Origin of the sequence: Streptomyces sp. NBC_00576 (genome assembly GCF_036345175.1) — a bacterium.
In the GTDB taxonomy this organism is placed as follows: Bacteria; Actinomycetota; Actinomycetes; order Streptomycetales; family Streptomycetaceae; genus Streptomyces.
In genome coordinates this window covers 7,202,257-7,226,033 of record NZ_CP107780.1, presented here as the reverse complement: position 1 = coordinate 7,226,033, position 23,777 = coordinate 7,202,257, and the positions used below count along the sequence as shown (strand labels likewise).

17 protein-coding genes and 1 pseudogene are annotated in these 23,777 nt (G+C 70.3%); 10 read left to right on the top strand and 8 right to left on the bottom strand.

What is annotated here, in order from left to right; all coding sequences use genetic code 11:
• Window positions 1-58: 58 nt before the first annotated feature.
• Window positions 59-435, bottom strand: a pseudogene (locus tag OG734_RS31560) (LysR family transcriptional regulator); the annotation flags it as partial.
• A gap of 68 nt (window positions 436-503) precedes the next feature.
• Between OG734_RS31560 and OG734_RS31555 the strand changes: the two are divergent.
• Together OG734_RS31555 and OG734_RS31550 are read left to right on the top strand one after the other, a co-directional pair.
• Window positions 504-1,439 (top strand): helix-turn-helix domain-containing GNAT family N-acetyltransferase, encoded by a 936-nt coding sequence (locus OG734_RS31555; RefSeq protein WP_330290835.1) that lies wholly within the window; start codon window positions 504-506, stop codon window positions 1,437-1,439.
• Between the two features lie 31 nt (window positions 1,440-1,470).
• Complete coding sequence (locus OG734_RS31550) at window positions 1,471-2,271, top strand: sugar phosphate isomerase/epimerase family protein (protein WP_330290834.1); 801 nt, start codon at window positions 1,471-1,473, stop codon at window positions 2,269-2,271.
• A gap of 3 nt (window positions 2,272-2,274) precedes the next feature.
• On the opposite strand, the gene aroA is transcribed toward OG734_RS31550, so the two are convergent.
• Both aroA and OG734_RS31540 read right to left on the bottom strand, forming a co-directional pair.
• A complete protein-coding gene (gene aroA, locus OG734_RS31545) occupies window positions 2,275-3,522 on the bottom strand; it encodes a 3-phosphoshikimate 1-carboxyvinyltransferase (RefSeq protein ID WP_330290833.1) in 1,248 nt (415 codons plus the stop codon).
• A 171-nt stretch (window positions 3,523-3,693) separates the two neighbouring features.
• A complete protein-coding gene (locus OG734_RS31540) occupies window positions 3,694-4,620 on the bottom strand; it encodes a peptidoglycan-binding protein (RefSeq protein WP_330290832.1) in 927 nt (308 codons plus the stop codon).
• 522 nt (window positions 4,621-5,142) lie between these two features.
• Here OG734_RS31540 and OG734_RS31535 point away from each other — a divergent pair.
• The 6 genes from OG734_RS31535 to OG734_RS31510 all read left to right on the top strand — a co-directional run bounded on the left by OG734_RS31535 (window position 5,143) and on the right by OG734_RS31510 (window position 12,112).
• Window positions 5,143-6,984, top strand: a complete 1,842-nt coding sequence (locus OG734_RS31535) for a glycoside hydrolase family 3 protein (RefSeq protein ID WP_330290831.1) — start codon at window positions 5,143-5,145, stop codon at window positions 6,982-6,984.
• Between the two features lie 164 nt (window positions 6,985-7,148).
• On the top strand, window positions 7,149-7,832 hold the full coding sequence (locus tag OG734_RS31530) for a hypothetical protein (RefSeq protein WP_330290830.1): 684 nt from the start codon (window positions 7,149-7,151) through the stop codon (window positions 7,830-7,832).
• 216 nt (window positions 7,833-8,048) lie between these two features.
• Window positions 8,049-10,685 (top strand): sensor histidine kinase, encoded by a 2,637-nt coding sequence (locus OG734_RS31525; RefSeq protein WP_330290829.1) that lies wholly within the window; start codon window positions 8,049-8,051, stop codon window positions 10,683-10,685.
• Window positions 10,682-11,110 (top strand): roadblock/LC7 domain-containing protein, encoded by a 429-nt coding sequence (locus OG734_RS31520; protein WP_330290828.1) that lies wholly within the window; start codon window positions 10,682-10,684, stop codon window positions 11,108-11,110. The genes OG734_RS31525 and OG734_RS31520 overlap by 4 nt, the downstream gene beginning before the upstream one ends.
• On the top strand, window positions 11,107-11,496 hold the full coding sequence (locus OG734_RS31515; protein WP_330290827.1) for a DUF742 domain-containing protein: 390 nt from the start codon (window positions 11,107-11,109) through the stop codon (window positions 11,494-11,496). Before OG734_RS31520 ends, OG734_RS31515 begins: the two co-directional genes overlap by 4 nt.
• Before the next feature lie 37 nt (window positions 11,497-11,533).
• The gene (locus OG734_RS31510) at window positions 11,534-12,112 is read left to right on the top strand and encodes a GTP-binding protein (protein ID WP_330290826.1); all 579 of its coding nucleotides are present in this window, start codon (window positions 11,534-11,536) and stop codon (window positions 12,110-12,112) included.
• Window positions 12,113-12,190: 78 nt separating this feature from the next.
• On the opposite strand, the gene OG734_RS31505 is transcribed toward OG734_RS31510, so the two are convergent.
• From OG734_RS31505 to OG734_RS31485, 5 genes are all read right to left on the bottom strand, one after another.
• The gene (locus OG734_RS31505) at window positions 12,191-13,651 is read right to left on the bottom strand and encodes a S28 family serine protease (protein WP_330290825.1); all 1,461 of its coding nucleotides are present in this window, start codon (window positions 13,649-13,651) and stop codon (window positions 12,191-12,193) included.
• Window positions 13,652-13,770: 119 nt separating this feature from the next.
• Window positions 13,771-14,157, bottom strand: a complete 387-nt coding sequence (locus tag OG734_RS31500; protein WP_443065111.1) for a hypothetical protein — start codon at window positions 14,155-14,157, stop codon at window positions 13,771-13,773.
• 141 nt (window positions 14,158-14,298) lie between these two features.
• Window positions 14,299-18,120, bottom strand: a complete 3,822-nt coding sequence (locus OG734_RS31495; RefSeq protein ID WP_443064954.1) for an ABC transporter ATP-binding protein — start codon at window positions 18,118-18,120, stop codon at window positions 14,299-14,301.
• Window positions 18,121-18,219: 99 nt separating this feature from the next.
• Window positions 18,220-19,275 carry an esterase-like activity of phytase family protein gene (locus tag OG734_RS31490; protein WP_330290822.1) on the bottom strand — a complete coding sequence of 352 codons (1,056 nt, stop codon included), beginning with the start codon at window positions 19,273-19,275 and terminating at the stop codon, window positions 18,220-18,222.
• A 67-nt stretch (window positions 19,276-19,342) separates the two neighbouring features.
• The gene (locus OG734_RS31485) at window positions 19,343-20,236 is read right to left on the bottom strand and encodes a serine hydrolase (RefSeq protein WP_330290821.1); all 894 of its coding nucleotides are present in this window, start codon (window positions 20,234-20,236) and stop codon (window positions 19,343-19,345) included.
• A gap of 207 nt (window positions 20,237-20,443) precedes the next feature.
• Between OG734_RS31485 and OG734_RS31480 the strand changes: the two genes are divergently transcribed.
• Together OG734_RS31480 and OG734_RS31475 are read left to right on the top strand one after the other, a co-directional pair.
• Window positions 20,444-22,732 (top strand): ArnT family glycosyltransferase, encoded by a 2,289-nt coding sequence (locus tag OG734_RS31480; protein ID WP_330290820.1) that lies wholly within the window; start codon window positions 20,444-20,446, stop codon window positions 22,730-22,732.
• A gap of 193 nt (window positions 22,733-22,925) precedes the next feature.
• Window positions 22,926-23,735, top strand: a complete 810-nt coding sequence (locus OG734_RS31475; protein ID WP_330290819.1) for an endonuclease I family protein — start codon at window positions 22,926-22,928, stop codon at window positions 23,733-23,735.
• Window positions 23,736-23,777: the final 42 nt, after the last annotated feature.

The following is a 23,777-nucleotide window of genomic DNA, read 5'->3' as shown; positions in this document are numbered from 1 at the left end:
GTCGGCGCTCGGACGGTGTGTCATCGGCGTGATGGCGACGCCGGGAGCCAAGGGCGCGTCATAGCTGTGTGGCCGTGCGGATCAGCCCCGCGAGGGCGAGGGAGCGGCTGTGCGCCGGCCAGGCGATGTGGGTGACGACGGGGGGTGCGTCGGTCAGCGGGACGGCGGTGTGCCCGGTCCACAGCCAGCTGGGCCGGCTGTGTCTGGTCGCGGATCTCGGGGCCCGGGCCGGGCGGGTACGTGCCGTGGCGGGGCCGGCGGGCGGGCGGAAGGCCGGGGACGTCGCTGATGTCGGCCAGGGACAGGGTCCTGTGCGCGGCGAGGGGGTGCCGGCGGGCAGGACGGCGATCTGCCCCTCGTCATCAGTTCCTCGTGGCTGGGCTGGCGTACTACGTTGCCGGGTCTTGAGGAACACATCGCCCGGGCTCTACCCTCGAAGCGGCAATATCTCTGACTGAGTCAACTGTCCGTGCCCCAGTCGTCAGTCGCCCCCGAGGTGGTCCATGACCGTGCAGGACATCCGCTCCTTCAACCGCTTCTACACGAACGTCATCGGCGCCCTCGACTACAGCAGCCACCTCTACGCTCCCTACACCCTCACCGAGGCCCGCGTCCTCTATGAGCTCGCGCACTCCACCCGTACCGACGCCGCCGATCTCCGTGCCGAACTCACGCTGGATGCCGGGTACTTGAGCCGCATCCTCAACAAGTTCGAGCAGGACGAGGTGATCGAGCGGGCTCCCTCCGAGCGGGATCCCCGGCGGCGACGGGTCACGCTCACCGTGCGCGGGCGGGAGACCGCCAATCTGTTGAACGAGCGCTCCTCGGAGGCCATCGCCTCGCTGCTCGCCACCGTGCCGGCCGCCGACCGGCCCCGGCTCGCGGAGGCGCTGCACACGGTCCGCTCGCTCCTCTCCGACGGCCGTCCCCCGCGCCGCGAGGACGTCGTGCTGCGTGAGCCCGACCCCGGCGACCTCGGCTGGACCGTGCAACGCAACGCGGCGCTCTACGCGGCGGAGTACGGCTTCAACACCGACTACGAGGGGCTGGTGGCGAGGATCGTCGCCGACTTCGCGGAGGACCACGATCCGCATCTGGAGCGGGTGTGGATCGCCGAGCTGGACGGACGGCCGGTCGGGTGCGTGATGTGCGTACGGGACGAGGCACCCGGAACGGCCCGGCTGCGGCTGCTGCTCGTCGAGCCGGAGGCGCGCGGGCTCGGTATCGGCGACCGGCTCGTCGCGGCCGTCATCGGCTTCGCCCGGGAGGTCGGCTACCGCGAGCTCGTCCTGTGGACCAACGACGTACTCACCGCCGCCCGCCACATCTACCGGCGGCACGGCTTCGTCCTCGCCACCGAGAAGCCCCACCGCTCCTTCGGCAAGGATCTCGTGGGCCAGGACTGGCGGCTGGATCTGCACGGAACGACGGAACGGTGAAATCGCGACGCGACGGGTAGGGTCCGTGAGCATGAAACTGGCGTTCTCCACCCTCGGCGTCCCCGGTCTCCCCCTCCCCGAAGTCCTGCGGCTCGCGACCGCCCACGGCTATCACGGTGTCGAACTGCGCACGCACCCCGAAGAACCCGTCCACCTCGGTCTCGGCCTCGCCGAACGGGCCGATGTGGCCGCCGAGTTCAAGGCGTCCGGCGTCGAGATCCTCGGTCTCGCCGGGTACGTGCGTGTCGCGGCCCCCGGGGACGACGAACCGGTCCTCGCCGACCTGCGCGCACTCCTCGACCTGGCCCGCGACCTCGGCGCCCCCTTCGTGCGCGTCTTCCCCGGCGGCGGCACGGACCAGAGCCCCGAGGAAGCCGACGCGACGGCGGCCCGGCGGCTCGGGACGGCCGCCGAGTACGCGGCCGACCTCGGCGTACGCATCCTCCTGGAGACCCACGACTCGCATCGCACGGGCGCCGCCGCGATCCGCGTCCTGGGCCCGGTCGGTCACCGTCAGGTGGGCGCGCTGTGGGACGTCATGCACACCTGGCTCGGCGGCGAGCAGCCGTCGGAGAGCTACGCGGCCCTCTCCCCGCACCTCGGATACGTCCAGGTCAAGGACATCGCCTCGCCCGACGACACCACCCCGCTGGCACTGGGCGCCGGCGTCCTGCCGCTCGCCGAGTGCGTCGAGGTCCTGTCCCGGCACAGCTGGGACGGCTGGCTGTGCTGGGAGTACGAGAAGCGGTGGTACGAGGCCGCGGCACCCCTGGAGGGGCTGCTGGGCGCCGGCCGCGAGCACCTCGCCCGGCTGCTCAACGAGTCGGCCTAGGCCCTACCGGAGTACGTCCCTCAACTCGCCGAACGCCTCGTGGAACCCGGGGAACGTCTTCCGTACGCACCCCGGGTCGTCGAAGGTGATCCCGGGGGTGCGCAGGCCGGTCACCGCGAAGGACATGACGATGCGGTGGTCGCCGTACGACTTGATGTCCGTGCCCCCGGCAGGAGCCGTACCGGGCGGACAGGGGTGGATCTCGATCCAGTCGGGCCCGGTCTCCACCCGTACCCCCAGCCGCCGGAGGTTCTCCGCGCAGGCCTCCAGGCGGTCGCACTCCTTCACCCGCGTATTGGCCACGTCCTCGATGCGTACGGGTCCTGAGGCGAAGGGCGCGAGCGCCGCCAGGGTCGGCATGGTGTCGGAGATGTCCCGCATGTTGACCGTCAGGCCCCGCAGTTCACCGGTGCCCGTGACGGTTGTGCGGTCGGCGGCGATCTCCACCCGCGCGCCCATCCGGCGCAGTACGTCGACGAAGCCCAGGTCGCCCTGGAGCGCGCCGGTGCCCAGGCCCGGGACCGTCACCTCGGCGCCGGTGAGGGCCGCCGCCGCGAAGAAGTAGCTGGAGGTGGAGGCGTCGGGCTCGATGGCGTAGGTGGTGGCCCGGTAGCCGCCGGGCGGGACCACGAAGACGTTGCCCTCCTTGCGTACGTCCGCCCCGAACGCCCGCATCATCGCGATGGTGATCTCCACGTAGGGGGCCGAGACGAGGTCGGTGACGTTGATGCGCAGGCCCTTGCGGGTCAGGGGGCCGAGGAGGAGGAGTGCGGTGAGGTACTGGGAGGACTGGCCGGCGTCGAGGGTCACGTTCCCGCCCTGCACGCCCGCCGCCGCGATGGTCAGCGGGTGGTGTCCCTCCGTCTCCTCGTGCCGCAGGTCCACGCCCAGGTCGCGCAGGGCGCGGGTGAGGGGGGCGAGGGGGCGGCGGCGCATCTGGGGGGAGGCGTCGAAGCGGTAGGTGCCGTGGCCGGTGGCGGCGAGGGTCGGGAGGAAGCGGGAGGTCGTGGCGCCGTCGCGGCAGTAGACGTCGGCCTCGGTGGCCGCCGGGCCCTGCGGGCGGCCGTCGATCTGCCAGGCGCCGGGGGTCCGTCCGACCCGGTAGCCGAGAGCGACCAGGCCCTCGGCGAAGCCCTCCGAGTCGTCCGAGCGCAGGGGGCGTACGAGGGTGGTGACCCCGTCGGCTGCCGCGGCGAGGAAGAGGGCGCGCGCGGTGATGGACTTGGAACCGGGAATCTCTACGACGGCCATGACCCTATGCTCGCCCGCCCCGCGCCCCACGCGCCGGAACGTCCGCGAAATGGACCGTGAACGGTGAGCGCCACGAACCCGGTCCCGGCGGACGGGGCTCCCCTGCCGCCCTCCGCGCGGAAGAAGCGGAAGGAAGCGCGGAAGACGGCAAAGGGAGCCCCGTCCTCCAGGTCAGGAGAACAGCAGGCGCCAGGTCAGCGGGCCCGGGTAGCCGTCCGCGTCGCCGCGCAGTTCCTTGCGGGACTTCTGGAAGTCGCGGACGTTGAGCCGGTCGGCCTCGCCCCAACTGCGGCTCGGGCCCACCTTGTAGTGGTCGCCGAAGCCGCGCTTGACGAGCTGCTTGCCAAGCTTGAGAACGTTGTCGTTGACAGCGCCCTCCTTGAAGAACTTGCGGCCCGGATAGGCGGGCACCGCCGGCTTGGCCGGGCTCTTCGGCGGGGTGGGGGTGTCCTTGTCGTCGTCCACGTCCAGCTCGGCCTTGGCGTACTTGACGAGCGTGGCGAAGTCGATCGCGCCCGGGTCGCCGTGGTCGTTCTCCGGGACGTGCATGTGCCCGCAGACGCCCTTGAAGGCGCTCCACTCGGTGAAGGACAGACGCTGGCCGCCGCCGTCGCCGTACGAGGCCGGGTAGGCCGGCCACGACTTCGGGCCGGACAGCGCCACCCCGTGCTCCTCGTGCATCCAGGCCAGGAACCGGGCGACCGACCTGAGTGCCCAGTCGGGGGCATCGGGCCAGTAGAGGTGCGCCTGGCCCGCGGCCGTCCACTTCTTGTGCGTCTTGGGGTCGCAGGTGCCGACCAGTTCCACCTGGGTGACGTTGAGCGTGTTGGTCTCGACGCCGCCCCGCCTGTTGGCGAGGGCCCGGGACGAGGTCTCTATGTCGAAGTGCTGGTACCACTTCAGCTTCTTGGCGGCGAGGTCCGGCACCGCCGTCAGGTTGGGCGCCATGGAGCCACCGCTGTACGTGGGCAGGGTGCGCCCCTCGGTGGTGTGCAGGACGACGACGTTGACCTGCATCGGGTCACCCGGGTAATCGTCCTGGTACCAGTTCGCCCGGCTGGCGCCCGGGTATCGCTGGGGTCCTGTCTTCGTGGTCATCCCACGCCTCCTGTGTCTCGGCTTCTCCCTGGCCGGTCCCCGACAGGCGCTGCTGCGGTGAGGGCACGCAGGGCAGTACCGGGATCATCTCCCAACTGGCTTGGAAAGTAAGGCGGTTGATGTGATTTCAGTGTGTCGGTCAGGTTACGGGGGGCGGCTCGTGGGTATCACTCCCGCCCCGCCGTCCACCCCCGTACCGACTTCCCGGAATCGCCCACGATCCGGGAACCCACCCCCACCCCGCTCCGTCCAACCGCCACGACTGCCGGATGAGTCACCGTTGTGCGGTGTCGGCCTCGCTGCTGGCTGCGATCGCTGACCTACCCTCTCCAACCGCCCGCGGCCGGCAGCGTGCCGTCACCGGTGCGCCCCCCTCCGATGCGCCGGTGACGGCCCCCGTTTCCGGGGCCTTTACGGGGACAATCGGCCATCTCCCGCCAGTGCCCGCCCTCTTGACTGGAAGAAACTTCCCGGTTATTCGTGACTTCTCGGAAGTTTCCTTCACGAGGGAGGAGCGCCCCCGTGCGCGACCCAGCTGAGCAGAAGCAGAACGGGACCAGTGCCCGTCCATCCAGACGCGCACTTCTCGCCGCGACCGCAGGTACCGGCGCCACCCTCGCCCTCGGCGGCGAAGCACATCCGTCCGACCGTCACGACAGCGACACGAGACTCCGTCGACTCATCTCCCGTATGACACTGGAGGAGAAGGTCGGCCAGCTGTTCGTCATGCGGGTGTACGGGCACTCCGCCACCACGCCCGAACAGGCCGACATCGACGCCAACCTCGACGAGATCGGCGTACGGACGGCCGCCGAGCTCGTCGCCAAGTACCGGGTCGGCGGGATCATCTACTTCGCGTGGGCGCACAACACCCGCGATCCGCATCAGATAGCCGACCTGAGCAACGGCATCCAGCAGGCCTCCCTCACCCTTCCCGGCGGACTGCCGGTCCTCATCTCCACCGACCAGGAGCACGGCATCGTCGCCCGCGTCGGCAGGCCCGCCACGCTCCTCCCCGGGGCCATGGCCCTCGGCGCGAACGGGTCGCGCACCGACGCGCTGACCGCCGGCCGCATCGGCGGCGCCGAACTGCGCGCCCTCGGTATCCGCCAGGACTACGCGCCCGTCGCCGACGTGAACGTCAACCCCGCCAATCCGGTGATCGGCGTACGGTCGTTCGGCGCCGATCCGAAGGCCGTCGCCGGGCTGGTCGCCGCGCAGGTCACCGGGTACCAGCGGTCCTCCGTCGCCGCCACCGCCAAGCACTTCCCGGGGCACGGGGACACCGCCGTCGACAGCCACTACGGCTTCCCCGTCATCGAGCACACGCGCGAACAGTGGAGCACCGTCGACGCGCCGCCGTTCCGCGCCGCGATCCGCGCCGGCATCGACTCGATCATGACCGCGCACATCATGGTTCCGGCCCTCGACGACTCCGGCGACCCCGCCACCCTCTCCCGCCCGATCCTCACCGGCATCCTGCGCGGGGAACTCGGTTACGACGGAGTCGTGGTCACCGACTCCCTGGGCATGCAGGGCGTACGGGAGAAGTACGGCGACGACCGTGTTCCGGTGCTCGCGCTCAAGGCCGGGGTCGACCAACTGCTCAACCCGCCGTCGATCGACATCGCCTGGAACGCCGTACTGACGGCAGTGCGGCAGGGCGAGTTGACCGAGGCGCGGCTCGACGAGTCGATCCTGCGCGTCCTCCGGCTCAAGAACCGGCTCGGGCTGCTCGACCGGCCGTACGTCAGCCACGCCGGGGTCGACCGGGCCGTCGGTGTCCGTGGCAATCTCCTGGCCGCCGACCGGATCGCCGAGCGGACCACCACCCTCCTCGTCAACGAGCGGAAACTGCTGCCCCTTTCCCGGGCGACCCAGAAGAAGGTGCTCGTCGTCGGGGCCGATCCCGCCTCGCCGTCCGGGACCACCGGGCCGCCCACCACCGTGCTGGCGAACGCCCTCACCGAACTGGGCTTCACCGCCACCGCCCTGTCGACCGGCACCGCCCCCTCCGCCGCCGTCATCGCGCGGGCCGTCGCCGCCGCCGGGGAGGTGGACGCGGTGGTCGTCGGCACGTACAACCTCAGCGGCACAAGCAGTCAGCGCACCCTCGTCACCCAACTCCTCGCCACCGGACGGCCCGTGGTGTGCGTCGCCGTCCGTAACCCCTACGACGTGGCCCAACTGCCAGCTGTACAGGCCTACTTGGCCACCTACTCCTGGACGGACGTCGAACTCCGGGCCGCCGCACGGGTGATCGCGGGGCGGGTCCGGCCGCGCGGAAAACTGCCGGTGCCGGTGCTGCGCGCGGACGATCCGACGCGGGTGCTGTATCCGATCGGTCACGGACTGTCGTACTAGAGACGGGAGGTAGGGAGGCGTACGTGTCGTACGTCGCACAACCGGCGCACTACCCCCAATAGGCTCAAATCCGCTGAACTTCCGGCGTGGCCCTGGCATCGCGGGCCACGCTGGGCGGGGGTAGTCGGGGGGATGCGATGCGCGAAGTGCGTTCTGTGGGGCCCATGCGTTCTGCAGGGCCCGTGGGAATGGCGTGGGGGCGGGTGTTCGCCTGCGCGCTGTTGATGGCGGTCGTGGTGTTCACGGGGGCCGGATGTCAGCTGTCGTCGGGCAGTTCGGCGGGTGCCTCGTCGGACGGAGCCTCGGGGGCAGCCGACGGTACGGCGGTCGACCAGCGGCCCGCGCCGCCCCGGCCCACCGGCTACGGCACCGTCTTCCTCTCCATCGACGAGTGCAGTTCCTTCGGCACGACCAGTTTCACCGAGGTGCCCTGCACCAGCGAGCGGGCGGCGGCCCGGGTCGTGGCCCGGTACGACGGCAGGGTGACCGAGGGTCCGTCGTGCCCGGCGACCACCGACTTCGTGCTGCACATCAGCGAACAGCGCCCCGCCGCCGACGAGGACGGCGACGGAGCCGTCCCGCAGGGGTACGCCTGTATGCGCAACCTCCAGGCCCCGCACCCCGGCGACCCGGGCGGCGGCGGAGGCCCGCGCACGATCGTCGGCGACTGCGTGTACAGCACCGGGCGCGGAGAGGTGCGCGAGACGGCGTGCGACGGGAAGGGCGAGAAGAGGCCGGAGTACGAGGTGACCGAGGCCGTCGCCAAACGCTTCAACTGCCCCGGTTCAACTGCCCTTTACGTGCAGTTGGGCGGGGAGTCGCCGGTCGGCTGCGCGAAACCGGTATGAAGGATTCCTTTTGGTCGGCTCCATCGGCCGAAAAACGAGTCGCGCTAATTCCGCGGAACAACTGTTGTGATGATTTCGTGGATCGGTAGGCTCCCCCTGTCATGGTGCGGACCACTTCTTTTCGGACAGGTCCGTCAGCACTCACAGGCCGGGGCCTCTGTGGCACTCCACGCACGCACAGCGCAACAGCCGCAGGACCGGGCTCCGAAGCGCCGGATGTCGGTCCGGACCATGCTCCTCGTCCTGGCTCTGGTGCCCTGTCTGGCCCTGGTCGCCCTGGGCACGATGGACTCGGCCCACCTCTACGGCGACTGGCGGACCGTCCATGACCGCAGCATCGAGGGGAAACGCTTCGGCAGCCCGCTCGTCACCGTCTTCTTCCGCCTGCAGGAGGAGCGGCGGCTCAGCGCGGCGGTGCTCGCGGACCCCAAGGCCGACCGGGCCGAACTGAGACGTCAGCGTGAACTCACCGACAGGTCCGTACGCGACCTCGGCGCGCTCGGCGCTCCTCCGAGCGCTCTCGACGAGGCCTTCCAGGAGGTCAGCCTCGGGCTGAAGAAGCTGCAGGGCTACCGGGACTCCGTGGACCGGCGGTCGACCTACCAGCAGCAGACGTTCGACGCGTACACCGGCGTGATCGCGTCGACCATGGAACTGCTCGAGGACTTCAGCGACGTCGGCTTCGGCGAGACGGCCATCCTCACCCGGCCGGCGCTCGACGCGCAGTGGGGCCAGGAGATGATCTCGCGCGAGGACGCGATCATCACGGCGGGAGTGGCGAGCGGCAGACTCAGCGGTGAGCAACGCTTCCAGATCGCCGAGATGATCGGCAGCCAGGAGCACATCTACAGCGACAAGGTCGTACCGCAGCTTCCGGACATACGGGCCGAGGCCTACCGGACCGTACTGACCGGCGACGACTGGAAGCGGAAGACCTCGGTCGAGCAGATCCTCCTGAGCACCGAGGACACCGACAACACCGACGCCGGCGGCCCGACCGCCGTCTCCGCCGCGCTCGGTGTGAAGTGGCGGCAGAGCATCGCGGGGATCACCCCCCAACTGGTGGGGGCGGGCAACGCGTACTCCGAGGACCTCCTCGCCTCCACCGAGGACGAACTCGACGGCCTGATGACCGACATGATCGTCAACAGCGCCGTGAGCACGGCGTCCGTGGCGCTGATGCTGGTCCTCTCACTGCGCCTGACCGGAACACTGCGCCGCCGGATCTCCGGCCTGCGCGCCGAGGCCCTGGAACTCCAGGAGCGGCTGCCCGACCTCGTGGAGCGGCTGCGCAAGGGCGAGAAGGTCGACACCGACGCCGAACTGCCCGAGATCCACCACGGCGACGACGAACTCGGCCAGCTCGGCCAGGCCCTCAACCAGGCCCGCGGCTCGGCCCTGGATACCGCCGTACGGGAGGTCGAGCTGTACCGCGGCTTCGAGCGGCTCCTGCAACGCATCGCCCGGCGCACCCAGTTGCTGATCGGCATGCAGCTGAAACGTCTCGGCGAGATGCAGCGGCGGCACGAGGACCCCGAGGTCCTGGAAGGCCTCTTCGACCTCGACCATCTGGCGGCCCGGCTGCGCCGCTACGAGGAGAACCTGGTCATCCTCGGGAACGGAACCCCGCAGCGCCGCTGGCGCAGGCCCGTCCTCCTGCTGGACATCATGCGCTCCGCCCAGGGCGAGGTGCAGGACTACCGGCGCATCCGGATCGACACCGACGGCGAGACCTGGCTGTCGGAGCGTGCGGTCGGTCCGATGGTGCATCTCCTCGCGGAGCTGATGGAGAACGCGGTGTCCTTCTCCCGGCCGCCGACCCCGGTCGAGGTGACCGCCTCCCGGGTGGGTCGCGGGGTCGCGATCGAGATCGAGGACCGCGGCATGGGCATGGACCCCGAGCAGTACGCCGAGGCCAACGAACTGATGGCCGCGCCACCCCGTATGGACGTGATGTCCCGCGCCGACGACGCCCGTCTCGGCCTGTACGTCGTGGCCCGGCTCGCCGCCAACCTGGGCCTCCAGGTCGAGCTGCGGCCCTCGTCGTTCGGGGGCACCAGGGTCGTCGTCCTGGTCCCGGTGGAGCTGATCTCCGGCGGTCAGCCGGTGCAGGGACAGCCGGTCCCGCTGTCGGCGCCCCCGGAGCCCACGGCTCCCCAGTCGGGCGCCGTCCCGGACCGGCTCGCACTGCGCGCGGCGACCGCCCGCACCGGACCGGCAGACGCCCGTACCCGCCCCGCACCCCCGACGGCCCCCGTCCGGGACCCGCTCACACTCCGCGGCGCCACCGAACACACCGGACCGGCAGACGCCCATACCCGCCCCGCACCCCCGACGGCCCCCACCCCGAACCCACTCACACTCCGCGGCGCGACCGCACACACCGGACCGGCAGACGCGTCCACCCGCCCCGCACTCCGGCCGCGCGCCGCGCACGTCGGCGACCAGGAGGCGTACGCGCGTCCGCTCATCGGCCCCTGGGTCGCCCCCTCGACGCCCTCGGCACCCACGACCCGCCCCGCGCAAACCCCCGCGCAGGCCCCCGCCCAGACACCCGCGGCGAGCCCGAACCCCCTCCCCCGGCGCGTCCGGCAGGCCAGTCTCGTCACCGAACTCCGGGAGGTTCCCCCCTCGTACGCCACCGAAGCACCGCGCCCCGGCCCCACCGCCGCGCAGCCGCTGCCCCGCCGCACGGGCTCCCGATCCAGTGCCACCGTCGGTGCCTTCCAGCGCCAGTCCAAGGCCGCCCGGCGCAGGTCCGACGGCGATCACCGGCCCGCCCAGCAAATCGACCACCAGCCCACCCACCCCTCACCGGGACCAGACCGGGCCCGGAAGGAAGACGGACGATGACTCTGCGAACCACTGCCACCAACTCCGACCTCGACTGGCTGCTCGACCGTCTGGTCGACCAGGTTCCGGGCACCCGGAACGCCATCGTGCTGTCCGACGACGGTCTGGTGGTGAGCCAGTCCAGCAGCATCGCCCGGGTCGACGCGGAACGCCTGGCCGCCATCGCCACCGGTCAGCAGAGCCTGGCCCGTGGCGTCGGCGAGGTCTTCGGCGGCGGGGCCGTCCACCAGGTCATCATCGAGCTCGACGAGCTCTGGCTGTTCGTCAGCGCGGCCGGCCGGGGCACCCATCTGGCGGTCGTGGCGGACCAGGAGGTCGACGCCGAGGTGATGGCCGTGGCGATGGACACCCTCGTACAGCAGGTGGGGCAGCGGCTGGGGACCGACGTGCGGGTCCAGCGCCTGGAGGGCGGGGGGCGTGAGTGAGCCACTGGGCGTACGCGTCGCCGGACGACGATGACGCCGAGGAGAGCCTCGTCCGGCCGTACACGATCACCCATGGGCGTACGGCCTCGGTGCGTGACGATCTCACCCTCATCACGGTGATCGCGACCGTCGCGCCCGCCGAACGGCCCGGCGACCGGGGGCTGCAGCCCGAGCACCGGGTGATCCTCCGGCAGTGCCGGGTGCCGGTGGCCCTCGCAGAGGTCGCCGCCGGGCTGAATCTGCCGGTGGCGGTGACGAAGATCCTCGTCGACGACCTCATCACGCTGGACCGGGTGACGGCCAGGCCACCGCTCGCGGTCGCCGTCGGCCAGGAACCGGACATGACTCTTCTTCAGGCGGTGAAGGATGCCCTACTCAGACTCTGACGAACAGGCCGGGTCACAGCCCGGGGCACAGGTGGCCATGGCCGGGACGCCCACCGCGCCCGCCGCGGTGAAAATCCTGATCGCGGGCGGCTTCGGCGTCGGCAAGACCACCATGGTCGGCTCCGTGAGCGAGATCCCGCCCCTGCACACCGAGGAGCAGCTGACCGTCGCGGGCCTCGGCGTGGACGACCTCGACGGGGTCGAGCGGAAGACCACCACGACCGTGGCGCTGGACTTCGGCCGGATCACGGTGAGCAGCCGCCTCGTCCTGTATCTGTTCGGGACGCCCGGCCAGGAACGCTTCTGGTTCATGTGGAACGACCTGGTGCACGGGGCGCTCGGCGCGGTCGTCCTCGCGGACACCCGGCGGCTGGAGAGCAGTTTCGCGTCGATCGACTTCTTCGAGAGCCGTGGTGTCCCGTTCGTGGTGGGCGTCAACTGCTTCCACGGGGTGCGGGACCGCACGGTGGACGAGGTGCGGGACGCGCTCGACCTCGACCCGGCCGTCCCGGTCCTCATGGGCGACCTCCGGGACCGGCGCGACAGCCGGGACCTGCTGCTGGCCCTGGTCAACCGGCTGATGGCGGGCCGCCCGCCGGCCGCGATCGGCAGCTGATCACACGACGGTGGAGGGGCCCGGTGGCAGCTGCCACCGGGCCCCTCCATCATCAACTACCCGTACTCTCCACGGTCGTTACGGCCGCAGCGTGGGCTCCCGCTCGATGTTGCGCTTGTCGAGCCTGGCGTCGTACGTCGCCAGCGGCTTGGCCGCCGACGGGTTCGACCGGACGGCGGTCGAGGCGACGCCCGCCCACTCCAGGATGCGGGCCGTGGCGAGCGCCTTCTGCTCGGGGACCAGACCCGCGACGTTCGCGCCGTGGTTCAGGCCGGGGGCGGTGAAGACGTACGAGTCCTTCGCGCCCTTGCCGACGTGGAACGGCTCGGAGCCCCACGGGTCGTTCTGCCCGTACACGAACAGCATGTGCTGGGCACGGTGCTTGACCCAGTTGTCGACGTCACGCATCGCCGACGGCTGGAACTTCATGCTGATGTCCCGGGGGACGAAGTTGCGCGGCGGCTGGTAGCCGTAGCGGATGTACTTCTTCTCGATGTGCGGGAACTTGATGTCGGGCGCGCCGAGTTGGGTGCCCGCCTGGTAGTAGTACGGCGTGTACCGCTCCAGGCCCTGGTCGGTGTAGGCGGAGAACCCGGAGATCGTGTCGATCGAGGTCCAGATGTCGTCGTCGGTCGCGTTCTTCGCGTCCGCCGGGATGGACTCGCAGTCGGCGAGCAGGCTGTACTGCCAGAAGCCCCAGACGTAGTCGAGGACGACGGCCTCGTACGCGCGGTCCAGGCTGCCGATGGTGGTGAAGGTGAAGCCCTCGGCGGCGACGACCTCCGCGTACTTCTTCTCCAGCGGCTCCCGGCGGACGAGCGCCTCGCGCTGTACGGCGTTCAGCCGGTCGCGGCACTCCTTGGTGCCGACCTTGGCGAAGAACCGGTCGTACGCCGAGTCCTCCTTGTTCACCACGTCGTTGGGAGCGACGTACGCGACGACGCCGTCCATGTCACGCGGGTAGAAACGCTCGTAGTACGTGGCGGTCATGCCGCCCTTGGAACCGCCCGTGGAGAGCCACTTCTTGGCGTAGATCTTCTTCAGTGCCGTGAAGACGCGGTGCTGGTCGCTGGCCGCCTGCCAGATGTCCAGCTTGGACCAGTCGGCGGGGTCGGGTCGGGACGGAGTGAAGAAGCGGTACTCCAGGGAGACCTGGTTGCCGTCGACGATCCGCGTCGGTTCACTGCGAGTGGGGTTCGTGTTGACGGAGTATCCGCCGGTGAAGAAGACCGTCGGGCGCGAGGCGTCCTTGTGCAGGACGGTGATGCGCTGCTGGAACGTGCCCTTGGACGGGTGCCGGTGGTCGATCGGCTGGGTGTAGTTGAGGACGAAGTACCGGTAGCCGGTGTACGGCTTCTCCTGGATCAGACTCATGCCCGGGATCGCGAGAAGCTGGTCCTTGATGTCCGAACTGGCAGTGCTGGTACCGCTCTTGGTGCTGGATCCGGCTTCCGGCTGAGCGGCGGTGGCCGCTCCCGCCGTACTCATCGTGCCTATGAACACGGCGAGCGCGAGCAGCCATCTGAGCGCCTTGCGCATGCACCCTCCCCTGTGAGACATCTGTGCGCCGGAAGCTATCGGAGCAACTACCGGTGCACCAGGGGAGATAGGGAAATCCCTCGGGCAGGGGATCAGGAATTAGGGGTCCGGGAAGATCCTCAGCACCGAATCCAGCCAGAACTGACCGATCCCCGCCCCACCGCCCCCTTGACCCACACCTGCCGCCGCCCCGCGTGCACGGTCACCGGGCCGGCCCGCTTCGAGAACGTCCCCTCGTCGACGACCGGACGCCCCCCGCGCGCCCTTACGCTCACCGACATCCACTGGCGGGCCCCCGGGCGCTTGGGCATGGTCACCGCGCAGACGTAGCCGTTGCGCCGGTATATGTGCACCTCGCCGGTGGAGAAGGCCAGCGTCCGCGTCTTGCGGCCGGAGCACGCCGGCGCCGCCGAGGCCGTCGAGGCCGTCGACGCCGCTTCGGCTGTGCCCGGGCTCGCGAGGGAGAGCATCCCGGACGCGGTCAGCACGGCCAGTCCGAGCGCCATCCGCCGCCATACCGAACCACCACTCACCGTCTCCCCCTCCAGCCGCCACCCATGACATTAGTCGTGCGTCGTACTGATGTACGGACGCACGGCACCTGTCGAACGGTTGCGCAAGCCGGTGGCCGCCAGACCTACCGGCCCTCAGCGGGATGAGATGACCGGTTCCTCCGGCTCCTCCGCCGCGCCCACGAACGTGCGCCACAGTTCGGCGTACTGGCCGTCCAGGGCGAGGAGTTCCTCGTGGGTGCCGTCCTCTGCGACCCGGCCGTGGTCCATGAGGACGACCCGGTCGGCGCGGGCCGCCGTCGTGAGGCGGTGGGCGACGACCAGGGTCGTACGGCGGCCTGCGAGGCGGTCGGTCGCCTGGTTGACCTGGGCCTCGGTAGCCAGATCCAGTGCCGCCGTCGCCTCGTCGAGGAGCAGGATGTCCGGGTCGACCAGTTCCGCGCGGGCCAGCGCGATCAGCTGGCGTTGCCCCGCCGAGAGGTTGCGTCCGCGCTCGGCGACCTCGTGGAGGTAGCCGCCCTCCAGCGTGGCGATCATGTCGTGCGCCCCGACCGCCCGCGCCGCCGCCTCCACCTGGGCGTCGGTGGCATCCGGCCGCCCGTACGCGATGGCGTCCCGCACGGTCCCCTGGAACAGGTACGCCTCCTGCGGCACCACCCCGAGGCGATGGCGGTACGAGGTGATGTCGAGGGCGCGCAGATCGGTGCCGTCGACGGTGACCCGGCCGCCGGTGGGGTCGTAGAAGCGGGCGACCAGCTTCACGAGCGTCGACTTGCCGGCGCCCGTCTCCCCGACGAAGGCGACGGTCTGCCCGGCCGGAATCGTCAACTGGACGCCGCTCAGGGCCTCTTCGGCGTCATCGCCGGACCCGTACGCGAAGTCCACGCCCTCGAAGGCGATGTCACCACGCAGGGACAGCACATCCAACGGCTCCTCGGCCGCCTCGGTCGAGGTCCGCTCCTGGAGGAGTTCCTGGATCCGGCCCAGCGAGACCGTCGCCTGCTGGTACCCGTCGAAGACCTGCGAGAGCTGCTGCACGGGCGCGAAGAACAGGTCGATGTAGAGGAGGTAGGCGACCAGCGCACCGGTCGTCAGCGTCCCGTTGTCGATCCGCCCCGCCCCCACGATCAGTACCGCCGCTGCCGCGACCGAGGCCAGCAGCTGCACGAACGGGAAGTACACGGAGATCAGCCACTGTCCCCGCACGCGTGCCTGGCGGTAGCTGTCGCTGCCCTCCGCGAACCGCTCGTTGCCCGTCCGCTCGCCCCGGAAGGCCTGCACGATCCGCAGCCCGGACACCGACTCCTGGAGGTCGGCGTTGACCGACGACACGCGCTCACGGGCGAGTTCGTAGGCCTTCACGCTCGCCCGGCGGAAGTAGAACGTGCCGACGACCAGCACCGGGATGGTGACGAACACGACGAACGCGAGCTGGACGTCGATCACCACCAGGGCGGCCATGATGCCGAAGAAGGTGACGACGGAGACGAAGGCGGTGACCAGCCCGGTCTGCAGGAACGTCGACAGCGCGTCGACGTCCGTGGTCATCCGGGTCATGATCCGCCCGGTCAACTCCCGTTCGTAGTAGTCGAGTCCGAGGCGTTGCAGCTGGGCGAAGATCTTCAACCGGAGTGCGTACAGCACGCGTTCGCCGGTACGGCCCGTCATCCGCATCTCACCGATCTGCGCCGCCCACTGGACGACGACGGACACCAGGGCGAGCGCGGAGGCCGCCCACACGGCGCCCAGGGCGAGTTGGGAGACGCCCGAGTCGATGCCGTGCCGGATCAGGATCGGCAGGAGCAGCCCCATCCCGGCGTCCACGGCGACAAGCCCGAGGCTCACCAGCAACGGCCTCCCGAAGCCGCGCAGCAGCCGCTTCAGCCCGTACGACTCCTCGGGCGTGACCGCGCGTGCCTCGTCGATGCCCGGGGTGTCGGCGGCCGGGGGCAACGCCTCGACCTGGGCGAGGAGTTCGGGCGTGGCCGGCATCCCGACGAACGCGGTGTCCTTGGGCTCGCGGTCGCCGTTCCACAGCCTGGGCGTGACCCCGCGCTCGGCGTCGAACTCGGCGTCCAGCTCGTCCCGTACGGAGGTGTCCTCGGGCGGACAGGAGGGCAGGGCGCGGCCGGGCGAGACGCCGCCCAGCTCGTCCGGGTCGGTCAGCAGCCGCCGGTACAGGGCGGAACGGGCCTGGAGTTCGTCGTGGGTGCCGAGGTCGGCGAGGCGTCCGCCGTCGAGGACGGCGATGCGGTCGGCGAGGCCGAGGGTGGAGCGGCGGTGGGCGATGAGGAGGGTCGTCCGGCCCTCCATGACGTGCTTCAACGCCTCGTGGATCTCGTGCTCGACCCGCGCGTCCACTGCCGACGTCGCGTCGTCGAGGACGAGGAGCCGGGGGTCGGTGAGAATCGCGCGGGCGAGTGCGACGCGCTGGCGCTGGCCGCCGGAGAGGGTGAGGCCGTGCTCGCCGACCTTGGTGTCGTAGCCGTGGGGCAGCTCGGCGATGAAACGGTCCGCCTGGGCGGCGCGCGCGGCGGTGAGGATCTGTTCGTCGGTTGCGTCCGGACGGCCGTACGCGATGTTGGCGCGGACGGTGTCGGAGAAGAGGAACGAGTCCTCGGGGACGAGCCCGATCGCGGCCCGGAGGGAGTCGAGGGTCAGCTCGCGGACGTCGTGGCCGCCGATGAGGACGGCGCCGCGCGTCACGTCGTAGAAGCGCGGCAGGAGGAGGGAGACGGTCGACTTGCCGGAGCCGGAGGAGCCGACGACGGCGAGGGTCTCGCCGGGCCGGATCTCGAAGGTCAGCCCGGAGAGTACGGGCCGGTCGTCGTCGTAGCCGAACGACACGTCGTCGAACTCGACGGTGGCCGGGGCGTCGGCGGGGAGGTCCTTGTGCCCGTCGGACATGGTGGGCCGGGTGTCGATGAGCTCCAGGACGCGCTCGGTACCGGCCCGCGCCTGCTGCCCGACGGTCAGCACCATGGCGAGCATGCGCACCGGCCCGACGAGCTGGGCGAGATAGGTGGAGAACGCGACGAACGTACCGAGCGTGATGTGCCCGCCCACGGCCAGCCAGCCACCCACCGCGAGCATGGCGACCTGCCCGAGCACGGGCACGGCCTGCAGGGCCGGGGTGTAGACGGAGTTGAACCGGATGGTCCGCAGCCGCCCCGCGAAGAGCCGCCGCCCGACCTCCCTGAGCTTCCCGGTCTCCTGGTCCTCCTGCCCGAACCCCTTCACCACGCGTACGCCGGTCACGGCGCCGTCCACGACACCGGCGACGGCGGCGGCCTGGGCCTGCGCGTACCAGGTGGCCGGGTGGAGCTTCGTACGGCTGCGCTTGGCGACGATCCACAGGGCGGGGGCGACGGCGAGGGCGACCAGGGTCAGCGGGATCGACAGCCAGGCCATGATCGCGAGGGAGATCAGGAACAGGAGCACGTTCCCGAGCGTCATCGGGAGCATGTAGAAGAGGCTCTGGATCAGCTGAAGGTCGCTGGTGGCCCGTCCGACGATCTGCCCGGTCGACAGCTCGTCCTGGCGGCGCCCGTCGAGCCGGGTGATCGTCTCGAACATCTCCGTCCGCAGGTCGTGCTGGACGTCGAGGGCGAGCCGGCCGCCGTAGTAGCGGCGGATGTAGGTGAAGACGTAGACGAGGACGGCGGAGACGACGAGCGCGCCCGCCCAGAGGGCCATGGAGCGGCTCTCGCCGCCGATGACGTCGTCGATGATCACCTTGGTGATCAGCGGGACCAGCGCCATGAGGGCCATACCGCCGAGGGACGCACCGATCGAGAGCACGACGTCCTTCGGATACCGCCAGGCGTATCCGACCAGCCGCCGCGCCCATCCCGGTACCGGTACAGGCTCCTGTTCCGGTACAGGTTCCTGTACCGATACCGGCTCCTGTTCCGATACAGGTTCGTGTCCTGGCTTCCGCCCCCGTTGCTCTGCCACTCCGGCGCCTTCCGTAGATCCGCGATTCCGCACTCCGCCGGTAAGCACCAACACGGGCGGAAGCGGATTTCATCCCTCCGCAACAGTCGGAGGGCGCGGTCAGGCGCGTACGCGCAGGTAGTAGAAGCGGGTCGTCTGTACGGCGTTCTGGTTGTCGTCGCTGACCAGGAGGACGCGCAGGGATCCGCAGGTGCCGCCAGTGATCACCATGCCCTCGATGTTGTCGAGGAGCAGGTTGGGCTGGGGCTGCTTGGCGGTCGCTCCCAGTGACGGACAGTTCACGATGTCGGCGAGAAGCGTCTTCTTGATCAGCCTTACGCCGCCCTCGACGGTGTCCCCCTGACCGGTGAGGTTCTCGACGCCGCTCGTGTCCGTGGCGTGGCGCGGGTCGGCCAGGTAGAGGCGGACCGTGTTGCCGACGCCGGCGGTGAAACCGCGCTCCAGGACGAGGAGGCGGCCGTCGGGGGTGGCGGCGACCTCGGGGACGCCCAGGCCGGTGTCGGTGCGGTAGGCGTACTGGGCGCCGAGTGCGAACCGTTTCCCGTGCCGCTCCCAGGTCTGGAAGCGGACGATGCCGGTGGAGTCACCGGAGATCGCGTACTCCATGGACGCGAGGAGCGTACGGCCCCCGGGGAGGAGCGTGAGCCCCTCGAAGGTCTGGTTGGCGGTGGCGCGGCCGGCCGGGGTGACACGGAGCGCGTCCGGCACCGGGAGGCGGCCGAGGATGCGGCCGTCGCGGGAGTAACGGCGCACGGAGGGTTCCGTCTCCGAGGAGACGAGCCGGGTGCCGTCCAGGTCGACGACCAGACCCTCGGAGTCGAGCGCGGCGCCCGTCTCGTCGGCGAGGGGGACGACGCTCGTCGGGGTCAGGGTTCTCCGGTCGAGAGTGAAGAGGGAGGAGCGGTCGGACAGGGCGGCGAGGTCGCCGTTCCGGTCGACCGCGAGCGCGGAGAGGTTGCCGACGAACGTGCCGTCGTACGTCGTCTTGTCGAGCGCGTCGGAGAAGCGGTCGATGGAGACGGCGGGCGAACAGGCGGTATCTGTGCGGGAGTTGGCGTTCACCGGTCCGGCGGCGGTGAGGCAGGTGGCCGCCGCCAGACCGGCGGTGACGGTGGCGAGCAGGGTTCGAGGGCTTCGCAGGGTTCGCAGGCGCATGGCCGTCACCGTAGGGCGGGTCGGTGACGGCCGAGAGGCGCTGCGGTGAAGTGCAGCCGGTTCGCGGTCAGCTCGCCGCGAGATCCCGGTGGACGACCTTGGCGACGCCCTCGATCGTCGCGATGCCGTAGTTCCAGGTGCTGTTGCCGTGCGTGAGCACCGTGATCATGTAGTCGTGGCCACGGCCCTTGAACGTACCGATGCTGTGCACCCGCCAGCCGTACGAGGCGCGTTGCAGCCAGCCGTTCTTGACGTGCACGGAGACACCCGAGGGCACGCCCTTCGGCGTACCCCAGCGCTGGGACGCGATGACCTCGCTCATCAACTTCTGTATGTACGCACGGGAGTTGTCGCTCAGGACCCGGTTGGTGAGGGTGGTGAGCATGAGGAGCTTCTGTTCGTCGCGGGCGGTGATCTGGGTGAGCCCCCAGTAGCCGTTCGCGCCGGGTTTGGTCTGGGTCATGGCGGCGGCCGTGAGGAAGCCCTTGATCTTCGTCAGGCCCAGCTGGCTCCACAGCTTTGTGGTCGCGGCGTTGTCCGACTTGGTGATCATGGCCTGGGAGAGGCTCTTCTCCCGGGCGGTCAGGGCGCGTTGGGTCTTCTGGGCGTCCCAGAGCAGGGTCGCCAGGACGGTCACCTTGACGACACTGGCGGAGTCGAAGGCGGTCTGCGCCCGGTACGCGCACGTCGTCTGGGTCGTGCGGTCGTAGACACCGATGCTGATGGAGCCTCGGCGCCCGGCGAGGGCGGACGTGATGTCCCGCTTCAGCTTGGTGGCGAGGCCGGCCTTGGCGGACGTACAACTGACGGCCGCCGGGGCCGCGTTGGCTGGTGCGGCGGTGGCCAGGAGGGCCAGCGCGGTCGTGACGCAGACAGCGGCACCGCCGAGTACGCGAGCACGCGCTGATCTCGCCGATCTGGATATGCGGCGGCCCGCGGATATGTGGTGAGTGTGAGTCATGGAGGTTCCCCATCCCCGTGAAAGACGTCAGCCTGCCCCCGGCACGCTGGTCTCCTTTGACTCACATGCACGTACGAATGGTTGTACGCCTGGCCACACTTCTTTGGGGAGAGCATGCACCACACGTAACGCACTGTTTCCAGAATTCACAGCCGGTCCCCAGGTGCACCACAGTCCCCGCCCACTCCCCGTTCGCACGATTCGCTGGTGACATCTGCCACCGACCCTCACCCCCACGCTCCGGAGACCACCCCCGCTGCCGCCGATCCCGCGGCGCCCGTGGCTCCACCGGCCCCCACCGCGTCAGGCGTGCCCGGCACGCCCGAGAAGGCGCCGCGCTGGTCGCTGCCCGCGCTGCTCGCGATCATGCTGCTGGCCGGGGCCCTGTACTCCTGGAACCTCTCCTCCTCCGGCCTCAACAGCTTCTACAGCGCTGCCGTGCTGAGCGGCACGCAGAGCTGGAAGGCGTGGTTCTTCGGCTCGCTCGACGCGGGGAACTTCCTCACCGTCGACAAGCCACCCTTCGTCCTCATGGTCATGGGCCTGTCCTGCCGCCTGTTCGGCTACGGCACCTGGCAGATGATGGCGCCACTGATCGCGTCCGCGCTCGGCACCATCTGGATCCTGCACTCCTGCGTGAAGCGGGTGTTCGGGCACGCGGCGGCCACCGTGGCCGCGCTGGTCCTGGCGCTCACCCCGATCACCGTGGCCATCAACCGCGACAACAACCCCGACACGCTGCTGGTCTGCCTGATGGTGGCCGGCGCGGCCCTCGCCCTGCGCGCCACGCGCGACGGCAAGCTGCTGCCGCTGATCGGCTCGGCGGTGTGCTTCGGCCTCGCCTTCAACACGAAGATGCTCCAGGGCTACATCGCACTGCCCGCCGTCTTCGCGGTCTACCTGTACGCGGCCAACGTGGGCCTCGTGAAGCGGATCGTGAACCTGCTGCTCGCGGGCGTCGCGCTCGCGGTGGCCAGCTTCTGGTGGGCCACGGCCGTGACCCTCGTACCGGCCGACGAACGCCCGTACATCGGCGGCTCGACGGACGGCAGCGCCTGGAACCTGATCATGGGCTACAACGGCCTCGGCCGCGTCCTCGGCGGCGAGGGCAACGGCGGGGGCGGTGGTGGCGGAGGCGGCGGCTTCTCCGGGACCGCGGGCATCGGCCGGATGTTCAACGAGATCCTCGGCGGCCAGATCTCATGGCTGATCCCCTTCGCGAGCATCGCGCTGGTGGGTGGCCTGGTGCTCTGCGGCCGAGCCCCGCGTACGAACGCGACTCGCGCCGCACTACTCATGTGGGGCGGCTGGACGCTGCTGCACTACCTCACCTTCGCCATGGCCGAGGGCACGATGCACCCGTACTACACGACCGCCCTCGCGCCCGGCATCGCGGCGCTGTGCGGTGGCGGCGGCGTCCTCCTGCTGCGCGCGTTCCGCACCGACAAGCGGTGGGTGTGGGTACTCCCGCTGGCCCTCGGCGTCACCGGCGTCTGGTCGATCGTCCTGCTGCGCCGGAGCGCCGACTGGAACGCGTGGCTGTGGCCGACGATCGCCGTGGTGATGGGCTTGGCGATCACGGGTCTGCTGGTCTTCCGCAGCGGACGGCGAGTGCAACTCCTGGCGGCCTCCGTGGTGGCGGCGATCGTCGCGGCGGTGGCCGGCCCGGCTGCGTACTCCTTCGCGGAGACCTCCGCGACGGGCGGCGGCGGCATGGGCGGCACGAACCCGACGGCGGGGCCTTCGACGGGCGGCGGCATGGGCGGCCCGGGTGGCGGCGGGGGTGGCGGCGGTCGCACGGGCGGCGGCTTCCCCGGCGGCAGCGGCGGACCGGGGCAGCAGAACGGGCAGCAGGGTCAGCAACAGGGTGGCCAGGCCGAGGCCGGTCAGCAACAAGGCGGCCGGCAGGGCGGTCAGATGGGTACGCCGCCCAGTGGCGGTATGCCCAGCGGGGCGCCCGGCGGCACCGGTGAGCAGGGCGGGCAGCCCGGCGGCATGGCCGGCGGCGGAGGTACGGGCGGCGGGGGCGGCATGGGCGGCGGCGCCGACAGCGAGCTGATCACGTACCTGAAGAAGCACCAGGACGGCGCCAAGTGGCTGCTGGCGGTGTCCAATTCGCAGGGTGCGGCGCAGCTGATCGTGAGCAGCGGTGAGCCGGTGATCTCCATGTGGGGCTGGACCGGTACCGACAAGGCGATGACCCTGGCCAAGCTCAAGGAGCTGGTGAAGAAGGGCGAGTTGCACTACATCCAGCTCGGCGGCGGCATGGGCGGCGGGGGCGGCATGGGCGGCTCCAGCCTCAGCTCGGAGGTCACGGCCTGGGTGCAGGAGCACGGCACGGCGGTGCAGGAGAGCGAGTACAGCGGCAGCGCGTCGACGGAGTCGCCCACTGACTCGTCCAACTCGTCCAACTCGTCCAACTCGTCCAACTCGTCTGACTCATCGAGCTCGTCCGCGTCCTCGATCTACCGTCTGGACGCGTCGGACGTCAGCTGACCGAGTGGCCCTTGACCGGAACGCCGGTCAAGGGCCCCCGTTTCGCTCTACGCGCGTCAAATGGCGCCGAAATCAACCGAGTTGCCGGTTTAAGTCACCCAACAGACACGTGCAGTTCATTGCCTGAAACGCATGTCCATGTCACGCTCCCGAATGCCTCCCCCATTCGACACGCGTAGAACGGACACCCCCGATGCCCGCGACGCAGATACGCACCCGCCGTTGGAAGACCGTGGCGCTCGCCACGTCGACCGTCCTGGCGGCCCTCGCCATCCCCACCATGACCGCGACCCCGGCCGGCGCGACAACGACCGCCTACGACGCGACGTACTACAAGAACGCGGTCGGCAAGACCGGCACGACCCTCAAGTCCTCGCTGCACACGATCATCAGCAGCCAGACGAAGATCTCGTACTCCGCGGTCTGGGACGCCCTCAAGGTCACCGACCAGGACCCGAACAACAGCAGCAACGTGATCCTGCTGTACAGCGGTGTCTCGCGCAGCAAGACCCTCAACGGCGGCGACGTCGGCGACTGGAACCGCGAGCACACCTGGGCCAAGTCCCACGGCGACTTCGGCGAGGTGACCGGCCCCGGCACGGATCTGCACCACCTGCGCCCCTGCGACGTCCAGGTCAACAGCACCCGTGGCAACCTGGACTTCGACAACGGCGGCAGCACCGTCACCAACGGCGGCGGCAGCACCGTCGACTCCGACTCCTTCGCGCCGCGCGCCGCGGACCGGGGCGACGTGGCCCGCATGATCCTCTACATGGCCGTGCGCTACGAGGGTGACGACGGCTTCGCCGACCTGGAGCCCAACGAGAAGGTGGGCAACGGCAGCAACCCGTACATGGGCAAGCTCGCCGTGCTCAAGGCCTGGAGCGAGGCGGACCCGCCCAGCGCCTTCGAGGAGAAGCGCAACCAGGTCATCTACGACACCTACCAGCACAACCGCAACCCGTTCATCGACCACCCGGAGTGGGTCGAGGCGATCTGGTAGCCGCACCGTTTCCGACCTGAACGCCCCGCGATCCACGGGGCG